This window comes from Streptomyces roseolus (assembly GCF_014649855.1).
Taxonomy (GTDB): domain Bacteria; phylum Actinomycetota; class Actinomycetes; order Streptomycetales; family Streptomycetaceae; genus Streptomyces; species Streptomyces roseolus.
Map to the genome: position 1 here is coordinate 30,464 of NZ_BMTV01000014.1, position 19,953 is coordinate 50,416.

16 protein-coding genes are annotated in these 19,953 nt (G+C 76.4%); 8 read left to right on the forward strand and 8 right to left on the reverse strand.

What is annotated here, in order from left to right; genetic code table 11:
* The 5 genes from IE245_RS18095 to IE245_RS18115 all read right to left on the reverse strand — a co-directional run bounded on the left by IE245_RS18095 (position 1) and on the right by IE245_RS18115 (position 5,574).
* Entirely contained in the window at positions 1–2,655 is a 2,655-nt protein-coding gene (locus IE245_RS18095) for a helix-turn-helix transcriptional regulator (protein ID WP_189948733.1), read from the reverse strand.
* A 126-nt stretch (positions 2,656–2,781) separates the two neighbouring features.
* The gene (bdeA, locus tag IE245_RS18100; protein WP_189948736.1) at positions 2,782–3,648 is read right to left on the reverse strand and encodes a bis(hydroxyethyl) terephthalate hydrolase; all 867 of its coding nucleotides are present in this window, start codon (positions 3,646–3,648) and stop codon (positions 2,782–2,784) included.
* A gap of 338 nt (positions 3,649–3,986) precedes the next feature.
* Positions 3,987–4,367: a DoxX family protein gene (locus IE245_RS18105; protein ID WP_189948738.1), complete on the reverse strand. Its 381-nt coding sequence runs from the start codon at positions 4,365–4,367 to the stop codon at positions 3,987–3,989.
* 45 nt (positions 4,368–4,412) lie between these two features.
* Complete coding sequence (locus tag IE245_RS18110; protein WP_189948740.1) at positions 4,413–4,724, reverse strand: hypothetical protein; 312 nt, start codon at positions 4,722–4,724, stop codon at positions 4,413–4,415.
* A gap of 88 nt (positions 4,725–4,812) precedes the next feature.
* On the reverse strand, positions 4,813–5,574 hold the full coding sequence (locus IE245_RS18115) for a restriction endonuclease (RefSeq protein WP_189948742.1): 762 nt from the start codon (positions 5,572–5,574) through the stop codon (positions 4,813–4,815).
* Between the two features lie 312 nt (positions 5,575–5,886).
* Between IE245_RS18115 and IE245_RS18120 the strand changes: the two genes are divergently transcribed.
* Complete coding sequence (locus IE245_RS18120) at positions 5,887–7,137, forward strand: NAD(P)/FAD-dependent oxidoreductase (RefSeq protein ID WP_189948744.1); 1,251 nt, start codon at positions 5,887–5,889, stop codon at positions 7,135–7,137.
* Between the two features lie 167 nt (positions 7,138–7,304).
* Here IE245_RS18120 and IE245_RS18125 read toward each other — a convergent pair whose 3' ends face one another.
* Positions 7,305–8,204 carry an oxygenase MpaB family protein gene (locus IE245_RS18125; protein WP_229851353.1) on the reverse strand — a complete coding sequence of 300 codons (900 nt, stop codon included), beginning with the start codon at positions 8,202–8,204 and terminating at the stop codon, positions 7,305–7,307.
* Between the two features lie 307 nt (positions 8,205–8,511).
* On the opposite strand from IE245_RS18125, the gene IE245_RS18130 reads away from it, so the two are divergent.
* From IE245_RS18130 to IE245_RS18145, 4 genes are all read left to right on the forward strand, one after another.
* Entirely contained in the window at positions 8,512–9,720 is a 1,209-nt protein-coding gene (locus IE245_RS18130) for an amidohydrolase (protein ID WP_189948748.1), read from the forward strand.
* Positions 9,721–10,476: 756 nt separating this feature from the next.
* On the forward strand, positions 10,477–11,667 hold the full coding sequence (locus IE245_RS18135; RefSeq protein WP_229851354.1) for a carboxylate-amine ligase: 1,191 nt from the start codon (positions 10,477–10,479) through the stop codon (positions 11,665–11,667).
* A 134-nt stretch (positions 11,668–11,801) separates the two neighbouring features.
* On the forward strand, positions 11,802–13,586 hold the full coding sequence (locus tag IE245_RS18140) for an N-acetylglutaminylglutamine amidotransferase (RefSeq protein ID WP_189948754.1): 1,785 nt from the start codon (positions 11,802–11,804) through the stop codon (positions 13,584–13,586).
* A complete protein-coding gene (locus tag IE245_RS18145; RefSeq protein ID WP_189948761.1) occupies positions 13,586–15,874 on the forward strand; it encodes an alpha/beta fold hydrolase in 2,289 nt (762 codons plus the stop codon). Before IE245_RS18140 ends, IE245_RS18145 begins: the two co-directional genes overlap by 1 nt.
* 232 nt (positions 15,875–16,106) lie before the next feature.
* Here the strand turns inward: IE245_RS18145 and IE245_RS37945 are convergent, their stop codons facing one another.
* Positions 16,107–16,562 (reverse strand): DNA topoisomerase IB-related protein, encoded by a 456-nt coding sequence (locus tag IE245_RS37945; RefSeq protein WP_189948763.1) that lies wholly within the window; start codon positions 16,560–16,562, stop codon positions 16,107–16,109.
* A 472-nt stretch (positions 16,563–17,034) separates the two neighbouring features.
* On the opposite strand from IE245_RS37945, the gene IE245_RS18155 reads away from it, so the two are divergent.
* Both IE245_RS18155 and IE245_RS18160 read left to right on the forward strand, forming a co-directional pair.
* Positions 17,035–17,859, forward strand: coding sequence for a class I SAM-dependent methyltransferase (locus IE245_RS18155; protein WP_308436618.1), 825 nt, complete (start codon positions 17,035–17,037; stop codon positions 17,857–17,859).
* 194 nt (positions 17,860–18,053) lie between these two features.
* Positions 18,054–18,578, forward strand: coding sequence for a VOC family protein (locus IE245_RS18160; protein ID WP_189948765.1), 525 nt, complete (start codon positions 18,054–18,056; stop codon positions 18,576–18,578).
* Between the two features lie 75 nt (positions 18,579–18,653).
* On the opposite strand, the gene IE245_RS18165 is transcribed toward IE245_RS18160, so the two are convergent.
* Entirely contained in the window at positions 18,654–19,409 is a 756-nt protein-coding gene (locus IE245_RS18165) for an SDR family oxidoreductase (protein WP_189948767.1), read from the reverse strand.
* A 36-nt stretch (positions 19,410–19,445) separates the two neighbouring features.
* On the opposite strand from IE245_RS18165, the gene IE245_RS18170 reads away from it, so the two are divergent.
* Positions 19,446–19,913 (forward strand): hypothetical protein, encoded by a 468-nt coding sequence (locus tag IE245_RS18170; protein ID WP_189948769.1) that lies wholly within the window; start codon positions 19,446–19,448, stop codon positions 19,911–19,913.
* The last annotated feature ends 40 nt before the right edge of the window (positions 19,914–19,953 follow it).

Genomic DNA, 19,953 nt, shown 5'->3' on the forward strand with positions numbered 1-19,953 from the left:
TCACCGCTCGGCCGCCGCCATCAGAGCGGACAGCTCGACCCGGGAACGCAACTGGAGCCGGGCGTACACCCCGCGCAGGTGATGGTCGACGGTCCTGGGGCTCAGGGAGAGGCGGGTGGCGACCTCCTCGTTCGTGGCGCCGTCCGCGACCAGCCGGGCGATCCGCCGCTGCTGCGGGGTCAGCCCGGCCAGGGCGGAGGGTTCCGGCCGCCGCGTGCCCGGGGCCCCCGTCGCCCGGAGCTCCGCGCGTGCCTGCCGGGCCCAGCCGTCGGCGGCGGCCCGCTCGAAGGTGACCAGGGCGTCGCGCAGCGGGCCGCGGGCCTCGCCCGGCCGTCGCCGCCGACGCAGCCAGGTCCCGTACGCGAACAGGGTGCGGGCCCGCTCGAACTCGTTGCCGGCGTCGTCGTGGCGGCGCAGCGCCTCGCCGAACCAGCGGGACGTCTCCTCGCCGTGCCGCGCCAGCAGGGCGCGGCAGCGGGCCAGTTGCGCCGGCGCGGGCCGGTCGAGCCCGAACGCCGCCCACAGCGCGTACTGCTCCGTCGCCTCCCGCGCCTCCGCCGTCCGGCCCGAGGCCACCGCCGCCTCCACGAAGCAGGGCACGGCCAGCATGCGGAGCGCGAAGTGACCGCCGCTCGGGCCGGGCCGGACCAGCGGTGCGAGGCGCGCGGCGGCCTGGGCGGGGAGTCCGCCGCCCAGTTCCGCCCGGGCCAGCGCCCATTCGGCCAGCGTCACCGCCTGGGCGAGGCCGTGCGGGCGTCCGATGGCGAGCGCCCGCTGCGCGTGTTCTCCGACCGACGGTTCGTCCCCCGTCACCGAGGCCACCAGGGCCAGTACGGCGTGCTGGTGGGCCGCGGAATTGAGCTGGCCGGTCGCGCGCGCCGCACGCAGCCCGTCCCCGGCGGCGTGCGCGGCGCGGGCGTACCGGCCGGCGCGCAGCTCGGCGTACGCGAGGTGTTCGAGGATCCGGGGCAGCAGCGAGGCCCGCTCCTCGGCCCGGGCCCGGGCCAGCGCCCTGCCGTGCAGCCGGGTCGCCGCCGTCACGTCCCCGAGGACCAGCGCGGCCGACCCCGCCCGCAGCAGCAGCCTCGGCTCGTCCCGGACCGAGCCGGAGGCGACGACCGAGGCGAGCGGGGCGCGCGCCCGGTCCGGGCGGACCAGGAGCGCCGCCCGCAGTCCCTCGGCGAAGGCCCGCTCCGTCCCCGGGGCGGCCGGGGTCAGATCGAGGGCGGCGAGACAGGCGGTGACGTCCCCCGCCGCCCACGCGGCCTCCATCGCGAGGAACCGGGCGTCCGCCGCCTCGGCGGGCTCCCGGTCCCGCAGCGCCTTCGCGGCCTGGAGGAACGCCTCGTGCGCGTCCATGACAGGGCCGCGCGCGAGCGCCGCGAAGCCGCGCGTCAGGAGCGCCCGCCCCCGCGCCGCGGCGGAACGCGCGCGGACGGCCGGGGGAGGCCCGAGACGATCGGCGCGGTGCCGGTCGTGCGGGTCGGGCAGGCCCGGGTCCCGGCGAGGGCTGCCGTCCCGACGCGGGCCGCGCCAGGGCATCGGGTCCTCACCCCGGCGCGGGTCGCGTCCGGGCACAGGGTCGCCCTCTTGACGCGGTTCACGCCCGGACACAGGCTCCCCGTCCCGGCGCCGGTCCGGCTCGGCGCGCCGGTCCCCGTGGCAGGCCGCCGCCCGGCGCAGGAACGGGTCGGGAAAGACGAGCGCGTCGCCGTGGCGGTGCAGCAGCCCGGCGGCGACGAGCCCGTCGAGGGCCTCGGTCGGCACCCGCAGGGCCCGTGCGCGGGCGAGCGCCGTGCCCGCGTCCGTACGGTTCCGGTCCCCGCCCGCGCCCCCGGCCGCGTCCGGGGTGCCGCAGGCGCGCGCCACCACGCCCAGCAGCCGGCGCCCGTCCGCCGGAAGGGCGCCGAGCAGGCCCCCGTACACCGTCTCCAGGGCGCCGTCGTCCACGAGTGGCCCCGGCGGCCGGGGGACGGTTCCGGCGAGCACGCCGGGCGCGAGCCGGCGGGCCGTCTCGACCAGGACGCCCGGGTGCCCGTCCGCCTCGTCCAGGAGCCGCTCGGCCACGGACGGTCCGACGCGCCCCCCGCGCGCGTCGGCGAGCAGTGCCCGGGCACTCGTGCGGTCGAGCCGCGGCAGCCGGACGACCGGCGCGTCGGCGGCGGGCAGGGGCCGGCCGGGCGCGGACGCCACGAGCCAGCCGATCCGGCCCGTCCCGCGCGGGCCCCGCGTCCGCCAGTGCGCCGTGAACGCGGCCCGTGAGTGCGCGTCCCACAGCGGGAAGTCGTCGAGGCAGAGCAGGACCGGCCCCCGCCCCGGCGGACAGAGGGCGGCGAGCGCCGCCGCGATGCCGCCCGGGCCCCGGGCGAGCCGGGCCGCCCGCCCGGCCGCCGCCCCGGACGGCGCCAGCGCGTCGAGCAGTGCCCGCGCGGCGCTCCACGGCACCTGCCGGCGCGGCGCCCCGACCACGTGCGCCGCGCCGGGGAAGTCCCGGGCGGCCCGGGCGAGCAGGACGGACCGGCCCTCGCCGGGCCCGCCGGCCACGAGGACCACCGGCTCGACCCCGCCGCGGCTCTCCGAAGGGTCCGACATCCTTCGCACGAGGGCGAGTTCGACGTCCCGTCCGTGGAGGACGGGTCCGGTTCCGGCGGTCACGCCCGTGACGCTAGCGGGCCCGGCGGGCGGCCGGAACCGAGCCGTACGGGGGTCTGGGCCGACGCCCAGACCCCCGTGCCCGCGACTGTGCCCGCGCACAGGAAACGGGCGCACGGGAGCCGGGGATCAGGAGCCCAGCGGGCACGTGCCCCGGTACTCCTCGATCGTCAGGCTCGGCCGCGGCAGCGGGCAGAGGAACTGGTCGTAGCGGGTGTCGTCGTCGATGAAGCGCTTCAGCCACGAGATGCTGTACTTCGCGATCGTCGTGTCCGAGGTGTTGGGCGTGAAGTGCGTGGCGCCGTTCAGCTCCAGGTACGCCTTGTCCAGACTGGCGGGCAGGTTCTCGTAGAACGGCTCCGAGTGGGTGGCCACGGGCGCGATCGTGTCGCCGTCCGCGCCGATGACGAGGGTCGGGGTGCTGATCTCGGGCCAGGTCTTGTCCGTGTTCCAGCCGGTCAGCGGCACGGCGGCCTTGAGGCTCGGCCGGCTCTTCGCCGCTTCGAGGGTGCCGCCACCGCCCATCGAGTGGCCCATCACGCCGAGCCGCGAGGCGTCGACCCGGTCGCGGACCGCGCTGCGCTGGGTGAGGTGGTCGAGGGCGGCGAGGAGCTGGCGGCCCCGGCTGTCGGGCTGGTCGAGCGTGGTGAGCGTGTCGATGACGAAGACGACGAAGCCCTGCGAGGCGAGCCGCGGCCCGAGCCAGGCGACCGACGACTGCGTGGCGGTGAAGCCGGGCGAGATCGCCACCGCGCCGAACTTCCCGTCGGCGGTGCTCGTCGGGTAGTAGATGGTGCCGCCGCCGAAGCCGACGGCGGAGAGCGAGGAGACCGAGGTCTGCGCGACCGCGTACGGGCCGCGCAGCGCCTCGATGCTCGCCACGGTGGGCGCGGGACCGCGCTCGTACGGATTGCCGGCCGCCGCTCCCGCACCCGGGGCGAGGAGCAGCGTGAGACCGGCGGCGACGGAACAGGCCGCGGCAAGGTATCGCTTCACGACGAAGTCGTCCTCTCGTGTCGTGGTACGGCCCCCCGGGGAAGGGAGGGCCGCTGCCGTGGGACGGCCCCGCCACTGTGGGGGCGACACGCGACCCCGTCATCGGCACAATCACCGGCCCCGCGCGGACCGCTGCCCTCCGAACCGCCCTGTGCCACGCCCGTCGCCGAGCGGCGAACGCCTCGCTTTTGGATCGAAGACCACCTCCGCGCGACGGGCGCCCGCCACCCGGACACGGCTCCATCGGCAAGCGCACCAAGGAGACCCGGCCCACCCGAAGCCTCGGGGAAGCAGGTGAGCCGGGGGAAACCTCCGCAGGCGGAAGGCTCTGTGGACCTTCAGCCGCCGGGCGTCCCGGCCCGGCGAACGCGCAGTGCCCAGAGCACGAGCGGTACCTGGAGGGGCAGTCGGGCCAGCGCCGCCGCCCGGAGCGGGGCGGGGCGGTGGCGCCAGTCGTACGCCATCTTCACGTTCGCCGGGAACACGGCGGTGAACAGCCCGGCCGCGGCCAGCGCGCCCGCGCGCCGTGTGGACGGCGCGGCGATCGCGGCGCCGACGGCGATCTCCGCGACGCCGCTCAGGTGGGTCCACGTCCGGGGCGAGCCGGGCAGGCTGCGGGGCACGAGGGCGTCGAACTGCCGGGGAGCGGCGAAGTGGGCGACCCCGGCACCGATCAGCAGGCCGCTGAGGAGCCGGGCGGACGTCGTGGAAGCGGGCATCTCTCGTCCCTCGTCAGGAGCCGTTCCGTACGGGGACACGGCAAGTTACTGGACAGTATGGCCAAAGGCGCGGGTCAGGGGAACCGTGCTCATCGACACGTTGCCGGCGGCGGTCGGCAGTGGTTCGTCCGAGTCCCGGGCGACGTCGGAGTCCGAGCCGGCGTTCCGGTGACCAGGGGGACCGGAGGATCCGACGGGGACGAGTCCGGAGGCGCGTACGGGGGAGACGAGGGCTTCGGCGACGGGACCGTCCGCGTCGTCGTCGGTCGTGGCGACTCCGCGGGGCGGGCCGTCACCGACGCCGGCCGCGATGCCGACGCCCCGGCGATCCGCGTCGCCGCCCCCTGCCTGCGTCACGGCCGACGACCCGTCCGAGGGCCCGGCTCACGCCCGGCACCGGTGCCGGTGGTCCGGCGGGCACGGACGCCGCCGTCGACGCCTAGGCCTACGCCTCCGAGGTCGTCCCCGTGACCGACGTCTGACGTGGCGCCGCCGGCCTGCGTGCGGTCGGCACGGCGGCGGCCGCCCCCGCGGCCGGTGCGTCCCACGGGGGTGGCGCGGTCTGGTCCGTCCAGGCGGCCAGTGCCTCCCCGTCGAGACAGACGATCCCGCACAGGGCGGCGTACTCGACGGCGGGCGCGGTGAAGGAGCTGGTGGTCACGACGACGGCCACGTCGGCCTCGTGGACGGTGAAGCAGGTGCCCCCGAACCGCTGGAGGTCCTGCGAGCCCACGCGGTTGTCCGGCGCGTAGTGCTTGCACTGGAGGACGACGCGCCGGCCGTCGACCGTGACCGCGACCACGTCGGCGCCCAGGTCGCCCGCGCCTCCGACGACTTCCACGGCGGTGCAGCCGTCCCGCGCGCAGAGCGCGGCGACCGTGTGTTCGAAGCCGTCGGCGTCGACCGCCGCGTGGTCCAGGGCCTCCGAGCCGATGTCGGGCACCTCGGCGACGGGGGCGGGAACGTCCGGCGTGCCCCCGGGGCTCCGGGCGGGCGCCGCCCGCCTCCTGGCCGCGGCCAGCCCGACGGCGAGCGCGCCGAGGAGGCCGAGCCCCACGACGACGGCGACCGCCGCGTGCGCCGTCTTGACGAGGAGGGCCAGGCCGCCGACGCCCGTCCCCACGAGTCCGAGCGCCAGCAGCAGGTCGCGCCCGAGCCTCCCGCGCCCCCGCCGCCGCACGTCCCCGTCCGCTCCCGTGGTCCTCATCCGGCCCCTCCCTCGTGCGTCGACGGCTTCCCCCGTACCGCTGCGCGACCCGCACGGGGCTGTGGCGCCCCCCTCGGAAGAGGAGGAGCGGGTCTCCTGCCGTCGGAATGCCGGATGTCCGTGAACGCGCTCCTCAAACGCCGGGCTCGCCGTCGGCCGCTTCCGCCGCGGGGGTCGCCCCCGCAGGGCCGTGTCCTCCGCGAGGCCGTGTCCTCCGTGGTGTCGGAGGCTCCTGCGCGTAACGTCACGGCTGGGGACGGGTACGCGGGGCGGGGCGGTGGAAGCGGAAGAGGAACAGGAGGCGGGAACGGCATGCGCCAGACCGACCGTGGGGCCGCGGACGTGGTGATCGTCGGGGCGGGGGCGTCCGGCCTCGCCTGTGCGGCCGACCTGGTGGCCGCGGGTGTGAGCGTGCGTCTGCTGGAGGCCGAGGAGACCGTGGGCGGCCGGATGCGGACCGACCGGATCGAGGGGTTCACCCTCGACCGGGGCTTCCAGGTCTTCAACACCTCCTATCCGCAGGTCAAGAGGCGCGTGGACCTCCGGTCGCTGCGCCTGCGGCCGTTCACACCGGGCGTGCTGGCGCACACGCCCCGGGGGCCGCGCCGGTTCACCGACCCCACACGCGGTCCCCGCACGGGCGACGGCCCGCTGCCGGTCAGGGGCGTCTCCGCCCGTGACCTCCTCGCCCTCGGGGTGCTCTCCGCGCGGGACGTGCTGATGCCCGCCTCGTGGCTGCGCTCCCGCCCGGACGCCACGACCCTGACCGCCCTCGCCGACGCCGGGCTCTCCACCGAGATCGTGGAGAGCGTCCTGAGGCCCTTCCTCTCCGGGATCTTCCTGGAGGACGAACTGGAGACCTCCGCGCGCTTCTTCCACCTGGTCTGGCGGAGCATGCTGCGGGGGACCCTCTGCCTGCCGGCCGGTGGAATCGGTGCCGTACCGGCCCAACTCGCCTCCGCCCTCCCCGCCGGTGTCCTGCGCACGGGGACACCGGTCGTCACGCTGACCCCCGACGGCGTGGCCCTCGCCGACGGCGCCGAACTGCCGGCCCGAGCCGTCGTGGTCGCCACCGGGCACAGCGCCGCGGGCGCGCTGCTGCCGGGCCTGGCCGTGCCGAGCGGCCGGACGGTGACGACGCTTTACCACGCCGCCGAGCGCTCGCCGCTGCCCGAACCGACCCTCGTGGTCGACGCGCGGCGGCGGTTCCTGAACACCTGCGTCCTCACCGAGGTCCACCCCCTCTACTCCGGCGACGGCCGGGCGCTGGTGTCGACCTCGGTCCTCGGCGACCCCGGGCCCGCCGAGGAGGCGGCCGTCACCGCCGCCCTCGGCGAGGCGTACGACACGGACACGAGCACCTGGCAACCCCTGCACCGCGTCACGGTCCACGACGCCCTGCCCGCGATGCCACCGCCGCTGGCCCTCTCACGCACCACCCGCTTCGCGCCGGGCCGTTACGTCTGCGGCGACCATCGGGCGACGGGCTCGCTCCAGGGCGCCCTCGCCTCCGGAGCGAGAGCCGCCCGGGAAGTCCTGGCCGACCTGCGCCCGGGCGGTTGATCGGGGCGGCACCTGACGACGCACGGTTCCGGCGACGTGTTCTCCGCCGGAGACCCGTGAAGCCCGGGATCCGGACCAGCGTCACGAGCGCGCGCGGACCGCCCCGGTGTCCGCCCACGGCGTGGGGACCGAGTCGTGGCAGGGCCCCGCGGACCGCCCCGCCCCGCTCATGGCGGCGGCGACCCGTACGGTGGTGCCTCCACCACCGGCACCGCGGACGACGCCCAGCGGATCGCGGCGGTGATCGCCCGGCCGCCCGGGCGGGCCACCGGCAGCAGGAGGCGGGTGGCCACGGGCAGGTCGACCGCGGACCTGGCCCACGGCGGCAGCAGCTCCGCCGCCGCGGCGGCGAGCAGGGAGTAGGGAAGCAGCACGGGGCGAGGCAGCGGAGGGTGGACCAGCAGGAAGCGCGCCGTGGCACGCGACTCCGCCGTGGCACGCAGCTCCGGCCGGTAGCCGGCGAGGCACTTCACCAGTTCGTCCCGGGTCTCCGGCGGACGTGGCACACCGAGCCGCCGCGCGACGTGCGCCATGTCGGCCACGTAGCCGTCGAGTCCGTCCGGACCCAGCGGGTGCCGGCCGTACCGCTGGTGGGCGCGGAGGAAGCAGTACGCCTCGGCGGCGTGCACCCAGGTGAGCAGGTGGGGGTCGGAGGCCCGGTAAGGCACGCCGTCCGGCGAGGTCCCGACGACGCGTTCGTGCACCCGGCGCACCCGCAGCACCGCGCGTTCGGCGTCCTCGCTCGTGCCGAAGGTGGTCACGGCGAGGAAGGTGCTGGTGCGCTGGAGCCGGCCCCAGGGGTCTCCCTGGAAGCCGGAGTGGGCCGAGACGGCCGCCATGGCCACGGGGTGGAGCGACTGGAGCAGCAGCGCGGCGAGCCCGCCGATGTACATGGACGCGTCGCCGTGCACGACCCGTACGGGCCGCTCGGGCGCGAACCAGCGGGGCCCGGGCGTGCCGTGGATGCGGGTGCGCTTCTCGTGTGCGGAAGGACCCGCGACCCGGCGCAGCAGCGCCTCACCGGCTCGTCGCCGCGGTCCCGGCACACCAAGGGGCGAAAGGGGCACACCTCCAGTATGTCGCCGGCCGCCGGCCGCCGGTCGCGGGAGGGCCTCGGCCGAGGCCGTGGGACGTCGGCGCCCGACGGTGCCGGCCGCACCGTCGCCCGTCCCGCGTGGCGCCCGCTCCCGGGCACGCCGTGCGGCCGGCGCGGTTCGCCCTCCGTGGCCTCCGGCGCCCGGCCCGGTCGGGCAGGCGTGACCCCTGGAGCGGCTCACAGGCCGTCGCGTCGACGCCGTTACACCGAGCCGCGCGCGGGCAGGCGCAGCGCACGCGCGAGCACGCGATCGCCATCGCGGAAGAGGAGGAGCCCGCATGCCATCCACCGTCTCGCCCCCGTACGCCCGCATCAGGCAGGAGGTCGCCGCCCGTGCCGACCGCCTGTGGGAGGTCGCCCGCACGCTCTGGGAGGACCCGGAGACGGCGTACGAGGAACACCGGGCCGCCCACCTCCTCTCCGGCGAACTCGAACAGGCGGGCTTCGCGGTCGAGCGCGGGGCCGCCGGACTCCCCACGGCGTTCGTCGCGCGCGCCGGAAGGGCGCCCGGCGCCTCCACGGGCGGACCCACCGTGGCGCTCCTGATGGAGTACGACGCCCTGCCGCTGCTCGGCCATGCCTGCGGCCATCACCTGATCGCCGCCGCGGGGCTCGGGGCGGCCCTCGCGACGCGGGCCGCGCTCGGCCCCGTGGACGGGACGCTGCTCGCCGTCGGCACGCCCGCCGAGGAGCGGGGAGGGGGCAAGGTCACGGAAGTGCGGGCCGGGCTGTTCGACGGGGTCGACGCGGCTCTGATGTTCCATCCCGGGGTGCGCGACTGGAGGTGGGCGCCGCTCACGGCCAGCGCGCAGGTACGGGTGGGGTTCCACGGCCGGTCGGCGCACCCCACCGGCAACCCCACGGAGGGGATCGACGCGCTCGGGGCGCTGATCCAGCTGTTCAACGTCCTGGGCGTGCTGGACCGCAGGCTTCCCCCGGGAAGCCACGTCCAGGGGATCATCACGGACGGAGGCCGCGCCACGAACGTCGTTCCGGCCTACGCGGAGGGGATGTTCGGGGTCCGCGGAGCGACCACGACCGCCCTGGAGGCCCTGGTCGGGGAGTTGCGCTCCGCCGCCGAGGGCGTCGCGCTCGCCACCCGTACCCGCGTCGAGGTCGCCGACGTCGGAGGGCGCTACGAGCACTTCCGGGACAACAAGGTGCTGTCGGAGCTGTTCGCCGACCACCTCGGGCGCGCGGGCATCCCGCTCACCGAACCGGAGGCGGGCGTGTACCTCGGGTCCTCGGACATCGGCAACGTCAGCACGCGCGTTCCCGCCATCCACCCCTTCGTCGCCGTCATGGGCCCCGAGGGGTCCGATCACACGCCGGAGTTCGCGGAGGCGGCCGCCGGCCCCCGCGCCCGCGAGGTGATGGTCGCCGCGGCCGAGGCGCTGGCCTGCACGGCGGCTGACGTACTGCTGCGCCCCGGCGTGTCCGACGACGCCCGGGCGTACGGGCGCGCCGAGGAGGAGGCGGGCCGGTGACCGGACGCGGCCTGTGAGGCGACGCGGGTCGGTCACCGCTCGCCGTCCCGGTAGGACAGCCGATCGTCGCCCCTCCCCGGCACGTACGGTGCCGGTCCCCGACCCGTACGGTGCCCGCGGGGACCGACGCCGCGCGCCACGGCCATGCCGACGGTCTCCACGCCGCCGCGTGGAGAGCCCGGCACCGCCTCGGCGAAGCGCTCGCCGTGGAGGGCTGCCGGGACCACGGGACCACGGGACCACGGGACCACGAGAGGGCGCCCCGGCGCCGACGCGCACCGGACGCCTTCCCTCCCGGCACCCGCCGACAGCTGCGCCACGGACGGCTCGGGGTCCCGCCGCGCGCCCGCCCCCGTTCCGCGCGACGCCCGGGTGGCCGGGCCGTTCCGGGCGCCGTCCGACCCCGGAGAGTGTCGCGGCCCTGACAGAGGGCTTCCGCCCGCCCGGCTTGTGCCGGGTGGCGTGAAGGCGGCCGTGCCGCCAGCGTGGTACGTGGCCGGAGCGTCCGGGCCGGGTTCCGCGTGCGGTCCACGGCCGGCGCGTTCCCGCCGGACCGGGGCACGGGCCCACCGCCCCGGGGCCCGCCGCGCGGCGCCGTCCCGCCGACGCGACAGTGCGCTCCCCTGAGCGTGACACCCGACAAACGTGCAGGCGGGCATGGTTTCGGCGGGGGAGGGCAGGCGCTCCAGCATCAAGGCTCCCCGGCGGATCCCGCCGGGGCCGCCGCACCGACATCCCCGACCACAGGGAGCCACCGTGACCGTCAGAATCGGGGTCGAGGAAGAGTTTCACGTGCTCGACATCGAGAGCGGGGAACTCGTCCCACGCGCCGCCGCCGTCCTGCGCCGACTGGCACGGCACGGCGACGCCTTCGCCACCGAGCTGTCCCAGTCCGCCGTGGAGTCCAACAGTGGCGTGCACTCCACCCTCGACGGCCTGCTCGCGGACCTGCGGACCACCCGTGGACAGCTCGACGGGGCCGCGGCGGGCCTGGGCCTCGCCGTCGCCGCGGCGGGCACGGTGCCGATCGCACGGCCCGAGGCGGTCCCGACGGGCCTCACCCCGCGGTACCGGCGCATGACGGCGGAGTACCGCCGCCTCGCGGACGAACAGCTGATCTGCGGCGCCCACGTCCACGCCGACATCCCCGACCGCGACACCGCGGTCCGCGCGATGTGCGTCGTCGCCCCCTGGCTGCCGCCCCTCCTCGCGCTGTCGGCGAGCTCGCCGTACTGGCTCGGGGAGGACACCGGATACGCGAGCTGGCGCACCATGGTCTGGCAGCGCTGGCCCACCGCCGGGCCGCCCGGATGCTTCACCGGCGCGGACGACTACGACCGCGCCGTCGACGGCCTCGTCACCTCCGGAGTCATCAGCGACCCCGGCATGATCTACTACGACGTCCGCCCCTCCGCCCACCTGCCCACGCTGGAACTGCGCATCGCGGACGCCTGCCCGCGCGTCGAGACCGTGGTGCTGATCGCGGCGCTCTTCCGGGCCCTCGTCGTGGACGCCTGTTCCCGCGTCGAGCGGCACGGGCGCTCCGGATGCGACGGCCACCACGAGTGGCTGCGGGCCGCCACCTGGCGCGCCGCCCGGTCCGGCCTGGAAGGCGAACTGGTCGACCCGGCCACCCGCATCCCCGCGCCCGCCCCGACCGTCGTCCGGGGCCTGCTCCGGCGGCTCCGGCCCGCTCTGGAGCACTGCGGCGACTGGGACACGGTCAGCTCCCTGACGGAGGAGACGCTCGCCCGCGGCACCGCCGCCCGGCGGCTGCGCGAGCTGACGTACGGCGGGGACCTCCTCGCCGGCGTGGACCACCTCGCCGCGGAGACACGGGGTGCCGGCCGGAGGCCTTCCGGCCGCCCCGCACCCCGGGACACCGGCACCCGCACCGGCACGGCGCCGGCCCTGCCCGAGGAGCGGAGGACCGCGGGCATCCCCTGAGACCGAACCCGACCCTCACCACGCCGAGGCGCGCCCCGGCGCGCCCCGACCCGAGAAACCCGAGGAGCCACCATGCGAGATACCGCCCCTTCCCGCGCCGTCGACGGCGCCCGCCCGGCCCCGGGAGGTCGCCCGTGTGCGGCCTGAGCGGGGAGATCCGCTTCGACGGCGGGCGGCCGGACGTCGCGGCGGTCGAGCGCATGAGCGACCGCCTGGCGGCCCGGGGCCCCGACGGCCACGGACTGTGGTCGCTCGGAGCCATCGCCTTCGGACACCGGCGACTGAAGATCATCGACCTGTCCGAGCGCGCCGCCCAGCCCATGACCGACAGCGAGGCCGGCCTGACCTGCGTCTTCAACGGGTGCATCTACAACTACCAGCAGCTCCGCGAGGAACTCGGCGGCCTCGGCCACCGCTTCGCCACCACCTCGGACACCGAGGTCGTCCTCAAGGCCTACCGGCAGTGGGGCACCGACTTCGTCACCCACTTCGTCGGCATGTTCGCCATCGCGCTGGCGGAGCACCGTACCGGCCGGCTCGTCCTCGCCCGCGACCGCCTCGGCATCAAGCCCCTCTACCTGGCGGCCTCGCCCCGACGGCTGCGCTTCGCCTCGACCCTCCCGGCGCTCCTCGCCGGCGGTGACGTCGACACGTCCCTGGACCCCGTCGCCCTGCACCACTACATGAGCCTGCAGTCGACGGTGCCCGCACCGCGGACCGTCCTCGCCGGCGTGCGCAAACTGCCGCCCGCCACCGTCCGCGTCGTGGAACCCGACGGCACCCACCGCGACGCCGTGTACTGGCAGCCCGCCTACACCCGCCGCCCCGAGTTCTCCGGCATGGGCGCGGACGACTGGCGCGACGCCGTCCTCGCCGCGCTCCGGACCGCCGTACGCCGCCGGATGGTCGCCGACGTCCCGGTGGGCGTCCTGCTCTCCGGCGGCCTCGACTCCAGCCTCATCGTCGCCCTGCTCGCCGAGGAGGGACAGCGGGACCTCGCCACGTTCAGCGTGGGATTCGAGTCGGAAGCGGGCGAGGAGGGCGACGAGTTCCGCTACTCCGACCGGGTCGCCCGGCACTTCGAGACCGACCACCACCAGCTCATGGTGCCCTCCGACCGCGTGTCCACCGCGCTGGACGGCGCGGTGCGCGCCATGAGCGAGCCGATGACCAGCCACGACGTCGTCGCCTTCCACCTCCTGTCCGAACTGGTGGCGAAGGAGGTCAGCGTCGTGCAGAGCGGGCAGGGCGCCGACGAGGTGTTCGCCGGCTACCACTGGTACCCCGCCCTCGCCGCGACCGACCGCGCCGGCGAACCCGACCGGTACGCCGAGGTGTACTTCGACCGGCCGCACGCGGAACTCGCCCGCATCCTCCAGCCGCACGTCCTCGTCGGCCACGACGCCTCCCGGGAGTACGTCGAGGCCCACATGGCGGCCCCCGGCGCCGAGACGGCGCTGGACGCCGCGCTCCGCACGGAGACGCACGTCATGCTGGTCGACGACCCGGTCAAGAGGGTGGACAACATGACGATGGACTGGGGCCTGGAAGCGCGCGTCCCCTTCCTCGACCACGAACTCGTCGAACTCGCCGCCGCCTGCCCCCCGGACCTCAAGCTGGCCGGGGGAGGCAAGGGCGTCCTCAAGGACGCCGGCCGCACGGTCCTGCCGCGGGACATCGTCGACCGGCCCAAGGGATACTTCCCCGTTCCGGCCATCCGCCAGATGGCCGCCCCGGTCCGTGACCGCGTACGGGACGCCCTGTCCTCGCCCTCGGCCCGCGCCCGGGGCGTCTTCCGGGACGACTACGTCGCCGCGCTGCTGGAGGCGCCGGAGGAGCACCGGACCAACCGGGGCGCGAACGCCCTGTGGCAAGTAGCTTTGCTGGAGATATGGCTGCAGACGCACGGAATCGACTGATGGAAGACCACCTCCCGGCGGCGGAAGGCCATCGGAGGGCGGCGGACGAAGCCGCCCGACCGGGGGCCGGCCGCCCCGGGAGGGACGACCGCCCCGGGCCGTCGGGGGAGGACCGCCTCCGGCCGGAAGGGGACCGCCCCGGGGGTGCCGACCGGCACCCCTGGGCCGGCGGCCACCCCTCCTCGGCCCCGGCCGCCCAGCCGCTGGCCGACCTCGCGGGCCCGGTCGAATCGGCACCGGGTCTGACGGCCCACGCCTGCTGGTACCCCACGGCGGATCCCGGTGGCGAGCACGTCGCCTTCATCTGCGACCGGGGCGGCAGCCCGCAGTTGTGGACCGCGTCGGTGGACAGCCCGGAGGCACGGCTCCTGGACGCCGGACCGGACCACGTCACCGAGGTGGCCTGGTCGCCGGACGGCCGCTGGATCGCGTACACCACCGCCCCCGGCGGCAGCGGCCACACCCGGGTCCTGTGCGTACGCCCCGACGGCACCGGCCGCCGCGTCATCGCGGGCGCCGAGCCCGGCTCCTCGGCCTACCTGGGCTGCTGGGCCCGGGACGGCTCGGCCCTCGCGGTGACGATCGCCCAGCCCGTGGGCGCGGTCGTCGAGCCGCCGGGCGAGCGCCCCCCGGGCTGGACCGAGCGCGACGGGCACGCGACTCTGCTCGACGCCGGCCCCGGTCCCGGTTCCGGCCCCGGCCCCGGCCTCGGTTCCGGCCCCGGCCCTGGCTCTGACCCTGTTCTCGGCCCCGGCCCTGCCCTCGGACGGACGCTCGGCCCGGCCCGCGTCCGCGACCGGCTCAGCGCCTACCTCGTCGACCCCGACGGGGTGCGCGCACCCGCCCTCCTGGCCGAGGAGGACGAGGCGGCGACCCTGCGGACCTGCGACCTCAGCCACGACGGCACCCTCGCCCTGCTGCGGCGCGGACCGCGCGGTCGGCGCGAGGCCGTGGTGGTCCGCGTCCCGGACCGCACCCCCCTGTGCGTCCTCCCGGTCGCCGACGGAGACCCGTGGATCGGCCGTTTCTCCGACGACGCCCGGACGGTGTGGCTGCGCAGCGACCACGACCGGGAGTTCGCCGCCCTTCTTGCCCTGCGCCTGGACGCCCGGGGCCGGCGCACCGACCTCCAGGTCGTGCTCGACCGGGACGCCCACGACCTGGAACTCCTCACCTTCCTGGACGCCGGCCGCGCCGCCCTGGCCTGGAACGTCGAGGGCACCAGCGAGGTCGAGACCGTCGTCCTCCCCGACCGACCGCCCCCCGCGCCGACGGGGGACGGAACCGCGCCACCGGCGCCCTCCGCCGTCCCGCACGCGCCGCCCCGGGCGGTGGAGCTGCCCCACGAGGTGGTGACCCGGCTGGCGCCGGCGGGCCCGTACGGCATGCTCGCCGCCCAGTCCGGTTCGCAGCGCCGGCCGGGCGTCTGGCACGTGCCCGGCACCGCGCCGCCGACCCGCACGCCCTGGTCGGCGCGCGACACCGACACCGTGCCCCCCGGGCCGGCCCCCGTCCGACCGGTGCGGCTGCGCCCGACGGGCCGGGACGGGCTCCGCCTGGCCGGCTGGTACCACCGGGCCCCGGGCCGCGCCCCCGGCGAACCGGCGCCCTGCGTCGTCCATCTGCACGGCGGCCCGGAGGAGCAGGAGCGCCCGGTCTTCGAGCCGCTGTACCACGAGCTGACCGGCCGGGGACTCGACGTCTTCGCGCCCGACGTCAGGGGCTCCTCCGGCTGGGGCCGCACCTTCCGCGACGCCGACCTGGGGGAGGGGCGGTTCTCGGCCATCGACGACGTGGCCGAGTGCGTGGCCCACATCATCGGCAGGGGCCTGGCCGACGCCCGCCGACTGGCCGTCATGGGGCACTCGTACGGGGGTTACCTCACCCTCGCCTCCCTCGTCTGGCACCCGGAGCTGTTCCGCACGGGCGTCACGGTGTGCGGGATGTCCGACTTCGCCACCTTCTTCGCCGGCACGGAACCGTGGTTGGCGGAGTCGGCGGCGCACAAGTACGGCCACCCCGACCGGGACCTGGCCCTGCTGCGCGCGCTGTCGCCGATGAGCCGCGTCGACGCCCTGCGCGTCCCCCTCCTCGCGGTCCACGGCGAACACGACACGAACGTGCCGCCCCGCGAGTCCGAGCAGATCGTCCGCGCCGCCCGGGCACGCGGCCTGGAGGCGGAGCTCCTGCTGCTGCGCGGTGAGGGCCACGACTTCCGTCGCGCCGACAGCCGCCGCCTGTTCCGGCGATCGGCGGCCGACTGGATCCAGCGCCACCTCACCCGCTGAGAAACGGCGCACGCCGCGCGGCGCCGGACCCCGCCCCCGTCGCAGCGGACGCAGCGGCCGGACCTCCCGCCCCCGGAGGGGCCTACGACGGCGGCTGGGCGAGGCCCCCGAGGGGGACGCCGCCGCCCCGTTCACCCGACAGGACCGCGCGCGGGAACCCGGCCTCCGCCCCGCGGACGGGTGCGGAGGGCCCGTGACCGCGCGCCTCACGGACGGGCGGTGACCCGGCTGTTCAGGCCAGGAGGCGCAGAACCGCCCGCTCCACCGGCCCCCGGGTCGCCGGGCGCCCGTAGCCGCCGTCCTCGCCCGGGCGGCGCGGGGCGGGCGCCACGGCGACGTCCTCCTCGAAGCGTTCGATGACGAGCGGCTCGATGTACGAGGCCCGGCAGACCGCCGGCGTGTTGCCGAGGTACTCGCTGACCTCGTGGACGGCCCGGCGGACCGCCTTCGCACGCGCCGTCCGGGACTCCCGCGCCACCGGCTGCGCGACGGCGAGCGCGACGGCGGCCTGGATGTGCCCATGGGGCCAGGGGCGGATCCACGCGTCCCGCCAGGCGGGAGGGAGGGCGAGCGCCACGGCCCCGGCCCGGTCCTCCGCGCCCGGGGGAGCACCGTCGGCGTCGAGATGGCGGAAGCCCCGGCCGCGGCGGACCCGCCGCCGGTCCGGATCGCTCGTCCTGAACCGCACCCTTCCCCTATGGCGCGGACGGTCGACGGGGTCGTGCGGCGCGGGACCGGCCGAGTCGGCCGCGGTTCACGGAGGCCCGGCCCCGGACACGCCCCGCGAGCGCGACGTCGCCTCCCCCCCAAGAAGGCGGTACCGCCCGCGCCCCGCCCGCTCGGCCGTCACCCGGACGGCCGTGCGCCACCGTCCCGCCACGGCAGCCCGCACGTGTGCGGAGACGGGTGCGACCTCGCCCGCCTCCCCGACGTCGTCCGAACGGCCGTGTCCGCCGGAGAGGTTGCCGGAGAGGTCGTCGGCCGCGGACGTCGCGCCCCCGGCGTCATGGGACGGCTCCTCGGCGCCCTGTCCGCCGCCCGGCCTCCCGCGTCGCCGACGCCCCCCCGCCACCTCTCTCCCCGCCGAGCGCCGACGTGGCCGGGGGCACCGTCGACACGGGGGTTCCCGGCCGCCACACTTGCCGTGGAGGTGACGCCCTGTGGCGAAATCGGTGGAAATGCGGGCCGCGGTCCGCGAGACGTACGGGCCGGCCGACCTCAGTTCGGTCCCGGTGTTCGCCGGAGGATTCATCAACTTCGGGTACTGGAGGTCGATCGAACTCGCCGACCCGATCTCGGTCGACGACCGGGTCCGCAGTCAGCAGGACCTGTACCGGCACGTGCTCGATTCCGCCGGGCCGCTCGCCGGCCGGAGGCTGCTCGAGGTCGGCTGCGGTCTCGGCGTCGGATGTGCCCTGGCGCTGCGTGAGTACGACCCGGCGCACATCACCGGCATGGACATCCACCCGCAGCAGCTGGACCGCGCCCGCCGGGCCAACGCGGCTCTGCTGGACGCCTCTCCGCCGAAGCTCCGGTTCGTCCGTGGCGCGGCGGAGAGCATGCCCTTCGGGGACGGCGGGTTCGACCGTGTCCACAGCGTCGAGGCCGCCCAGCACTTCGACGACCTGGTCGCCTTCGCCCGGGAGACGGCCCGGGTGCTGGCGCCCGGCGGTCGGGTGGCCGTCGCGAGCTTCTTCACCCCGGACGACGACCCGGCCCACGGCGCCCGGCTCGCCGACCTCCTCGACACGTACGCCGACGGCCTGGACATCGCCCGACCCGTCACCCTGCTGACGGAGGCGTTCACCCGGGCGGGTCTGACCGACGCGCGGGCCGCCTCCATCGGGCCGGAGGTGTGGGAGGGCTGGGACCGCTGGCTGTCGGACCAGTGGAAGCCGGGCACGTGGCCCCGCAATTTCCTGAAGGCCTACCAGGAGGGCGCTCTGGACTACTACGTGGTCACGGCCACGCGCCCCGAGGCCTGACCCGCGACAGGCACGTCCGCCGTCATCGTGCTCGTCGACCCGGACCGGGCCGGTCCGCGCGGCACCGCCGGTCCGCACGATGCCGCCGGGCCGCCCGCAGCTCCGTGATTCCGCGCTCGATATAGGTCATCTCCTGTCCTCGTGGGGCCCTAGGGTCGGCGCGTCGCGAAGGAACGCATGAGGGGAAGAGACCGATGAAGCACACCGCACCCGAGGGTTACACCAGCGTCGCACCGTGGGTGGTCACCGATGACACCGGTGCGCTGCTCGACTTCGTCACCGCCGCGTTCGACGGCGAGGAGATCGCGAGGGTTCCGGTCGAGGACGGCACCATCGGCCATGGTGAGATCCGTGTCGGCGACACGGTGGTGCTGGCCTTCGACCGGCGGCCCGACTGGCCGGTGATGCCCTCGCTGCTGCGGGTCTACGTCCCGGACGCGGACGCCGCCATGGCCGCTGCCGTGGCGAACGGGGCGCAGGTGGTCACCGAGGTCGCCGACAGTGCGTGGGGGGACCGTGGCGGCCGGGTGCGGGACCCGTTCGGCAACATCTGGTGGGTGACGAGCCGCGTCGAGGACGTCGCACCGGACCGAGCCTGGGAGCGCATGTCCGAGCCGAAGTACGCGGAGGCGATGCGCCGGGCCCAGGAGACGCTGGACGCCACGCTGAGCGGCCGGGATTCAGGGGTGGCGAGCGCCCCGCGGCGCCCGGCCGACTGAGCCTTCGCGGGCTCGTGGCGCTGACGGCGAGCCGGACGGGCCTGCGCCGTCCCGCGGCACAGGGCGGCCCCGGCGTCAGTGGTGGGGCACGGAGCCGACCAGGCCGCCGTCGATCACCAGGTCCTGACCGGTGATGTACGACGCGTCGCCGGAGGCGAGGAAGGCCACGGCGGCGGCGACCTGGTCGGCACGGCCGACGGCGCCGAGCGGCACCTGCGCCGCGTTGCGGGCATCGGCCTCGGGGTCGGGGTCGGCGCCGCGGTACATGCCGGTGTCGATGTATCCGGGGCTGACGGAGTTGACGCGGATGCCGCGAGGGGCCAGGTCGGAGCCGAGCGTGCGGGCCAGGTTGTGGACGGCGGCCTTGGTCGCCGCGTAGACGGAGGCGACGGGCAGGCCGCGGTAGAGGGTCCAGGAGGCGTTGAGGACGATCGCGCCGCCGTCCTTCAGCAGCGGTAGCGCCTTCTGGACGGTGAAGAAGACGCCCTTGAAGTTGACGTCGGTGGAGTGGTCGAAGTCGGCTTCGGTGATGTCGGCGCTGGGCTTGAAGACGCCGGTGCCGGCGTTGGCGAAGACGACGTCCAGGCTGCCCCGCCAGGCCTCGACGCGACGCATCAGAGCATCCAGGTCGGCCAGGTCCGCGGCGTCGGCACGGACGGTCAGCAGGCGTTCTCCTGCGTCGAGTTCGACGGCGGCCTCGGCCAGCCGGCCCTCGTCGCGTCCGGTGATGGCGACGTGGGCGCCCTCGTCGAGGAGGCGGCGCGCGGTGGCGAGGCCCATGCCCGAGGTGCCGCCGGTGATCAGGACCGTGTGATGGGTGAATCGCTTCATGCGGGCGATCCTCCGCTGCCGGTCGGAGCATCGGCAGTGTGGGACGAACATAGGTCTGCCACCACCACCTTCGCGGGCGCGGCTCCCCAGGACACCGCCACGACGGCGCGTTCCGGTCCGCCGGGCGACGCGGTCGCGGCCCCCGGCGGGGCGGCCGGACGCTCGTCCGTCGGCGTGCCCGTCGCGGAGGCGGGTGCGGCCGTGTGGGCGACCCGTGACGACGCCCCGCTCCGCCTGGTGCGCGGCCTGGCGGCCGTTCTCGGCTGCGGTCTGCCGGGCGCGCTCGTGTGGATCACCCTGGTGAAGGCGCTGACGTCCTGCCTGCCCGGCGGCACGCCGTGCGGTCCGCTTCCCGACGCCGGCGGGCTGCGTGTCGCCGTGCTCGCCATGACCTTGACCGCGGTACCCGCCTGGTCGGCGTTCGCCGCGCTCGACACGCTCACCACCGCCAGTCGCCGCCGACCGCTCCCACCGGTGCCGGGACCGCTCCACCGACCCTGGTGACGCCGGACCGCTCCCGGCCCTCCGGCGCCGGCTCTCCGGG

What these genes read in the sequence shown, in the direction of transcription:
- IE245_RS18105 (WP_189948738.1), bottom strand. Translation starts at nt 4,367, where the DNA reads ATGCCCGCTTCCACGACGTCCGCCCGGCTCCTCAGCGGCCTGCTGATC.
- IE245_RS18115 (WP_189948742.1), bottom strand. Translation starts at nt 5,574, where the DNA reads ATGAGGACCACGGGAGCGGACGGGGACGTGCGGCGGCGGGGGCGCGGG.
- IE245_RS18120 (WP_189948744.1), top strand. Translation starts at nt 5,887, where the DNA reads ATGCGCCAGACCGACCGTGGGGCCGCGGACGTGGTGATCGTCGGGGCG.
- IE245_RS18130 (WP_189948748.1), top strand. Translation starts at nt 8,512, where the DNA reads ATGCCATCCACCGTCTCGCCCCCGTACGCCCGCATCAGGCAGGAGGTC.
- IE245_RS18145 (WP_189948761.1), top strand. Translation starts at nt 13,586, where the DNA reads ATGGAAGACCACCTCCCGGCGGCGGAAGGCCATCGGAGGGCGGCGGAC.
- IE245_RS18160 (WP_189948765.1), top strand. Translation starts at nt 18,054, where the DNA reads ATGAAGCACACCGCACCCGAGGGTTACACCAGCGTCGCACCGTGGGTG.
- IE245_RS18165 (WP_189948767.1), bottom strand. Translation starts at nt 19,409, where the DNA reads ATGAAGCGATTCACCCATCACACGGTCCTGATCACCGGCGGCACCTCG.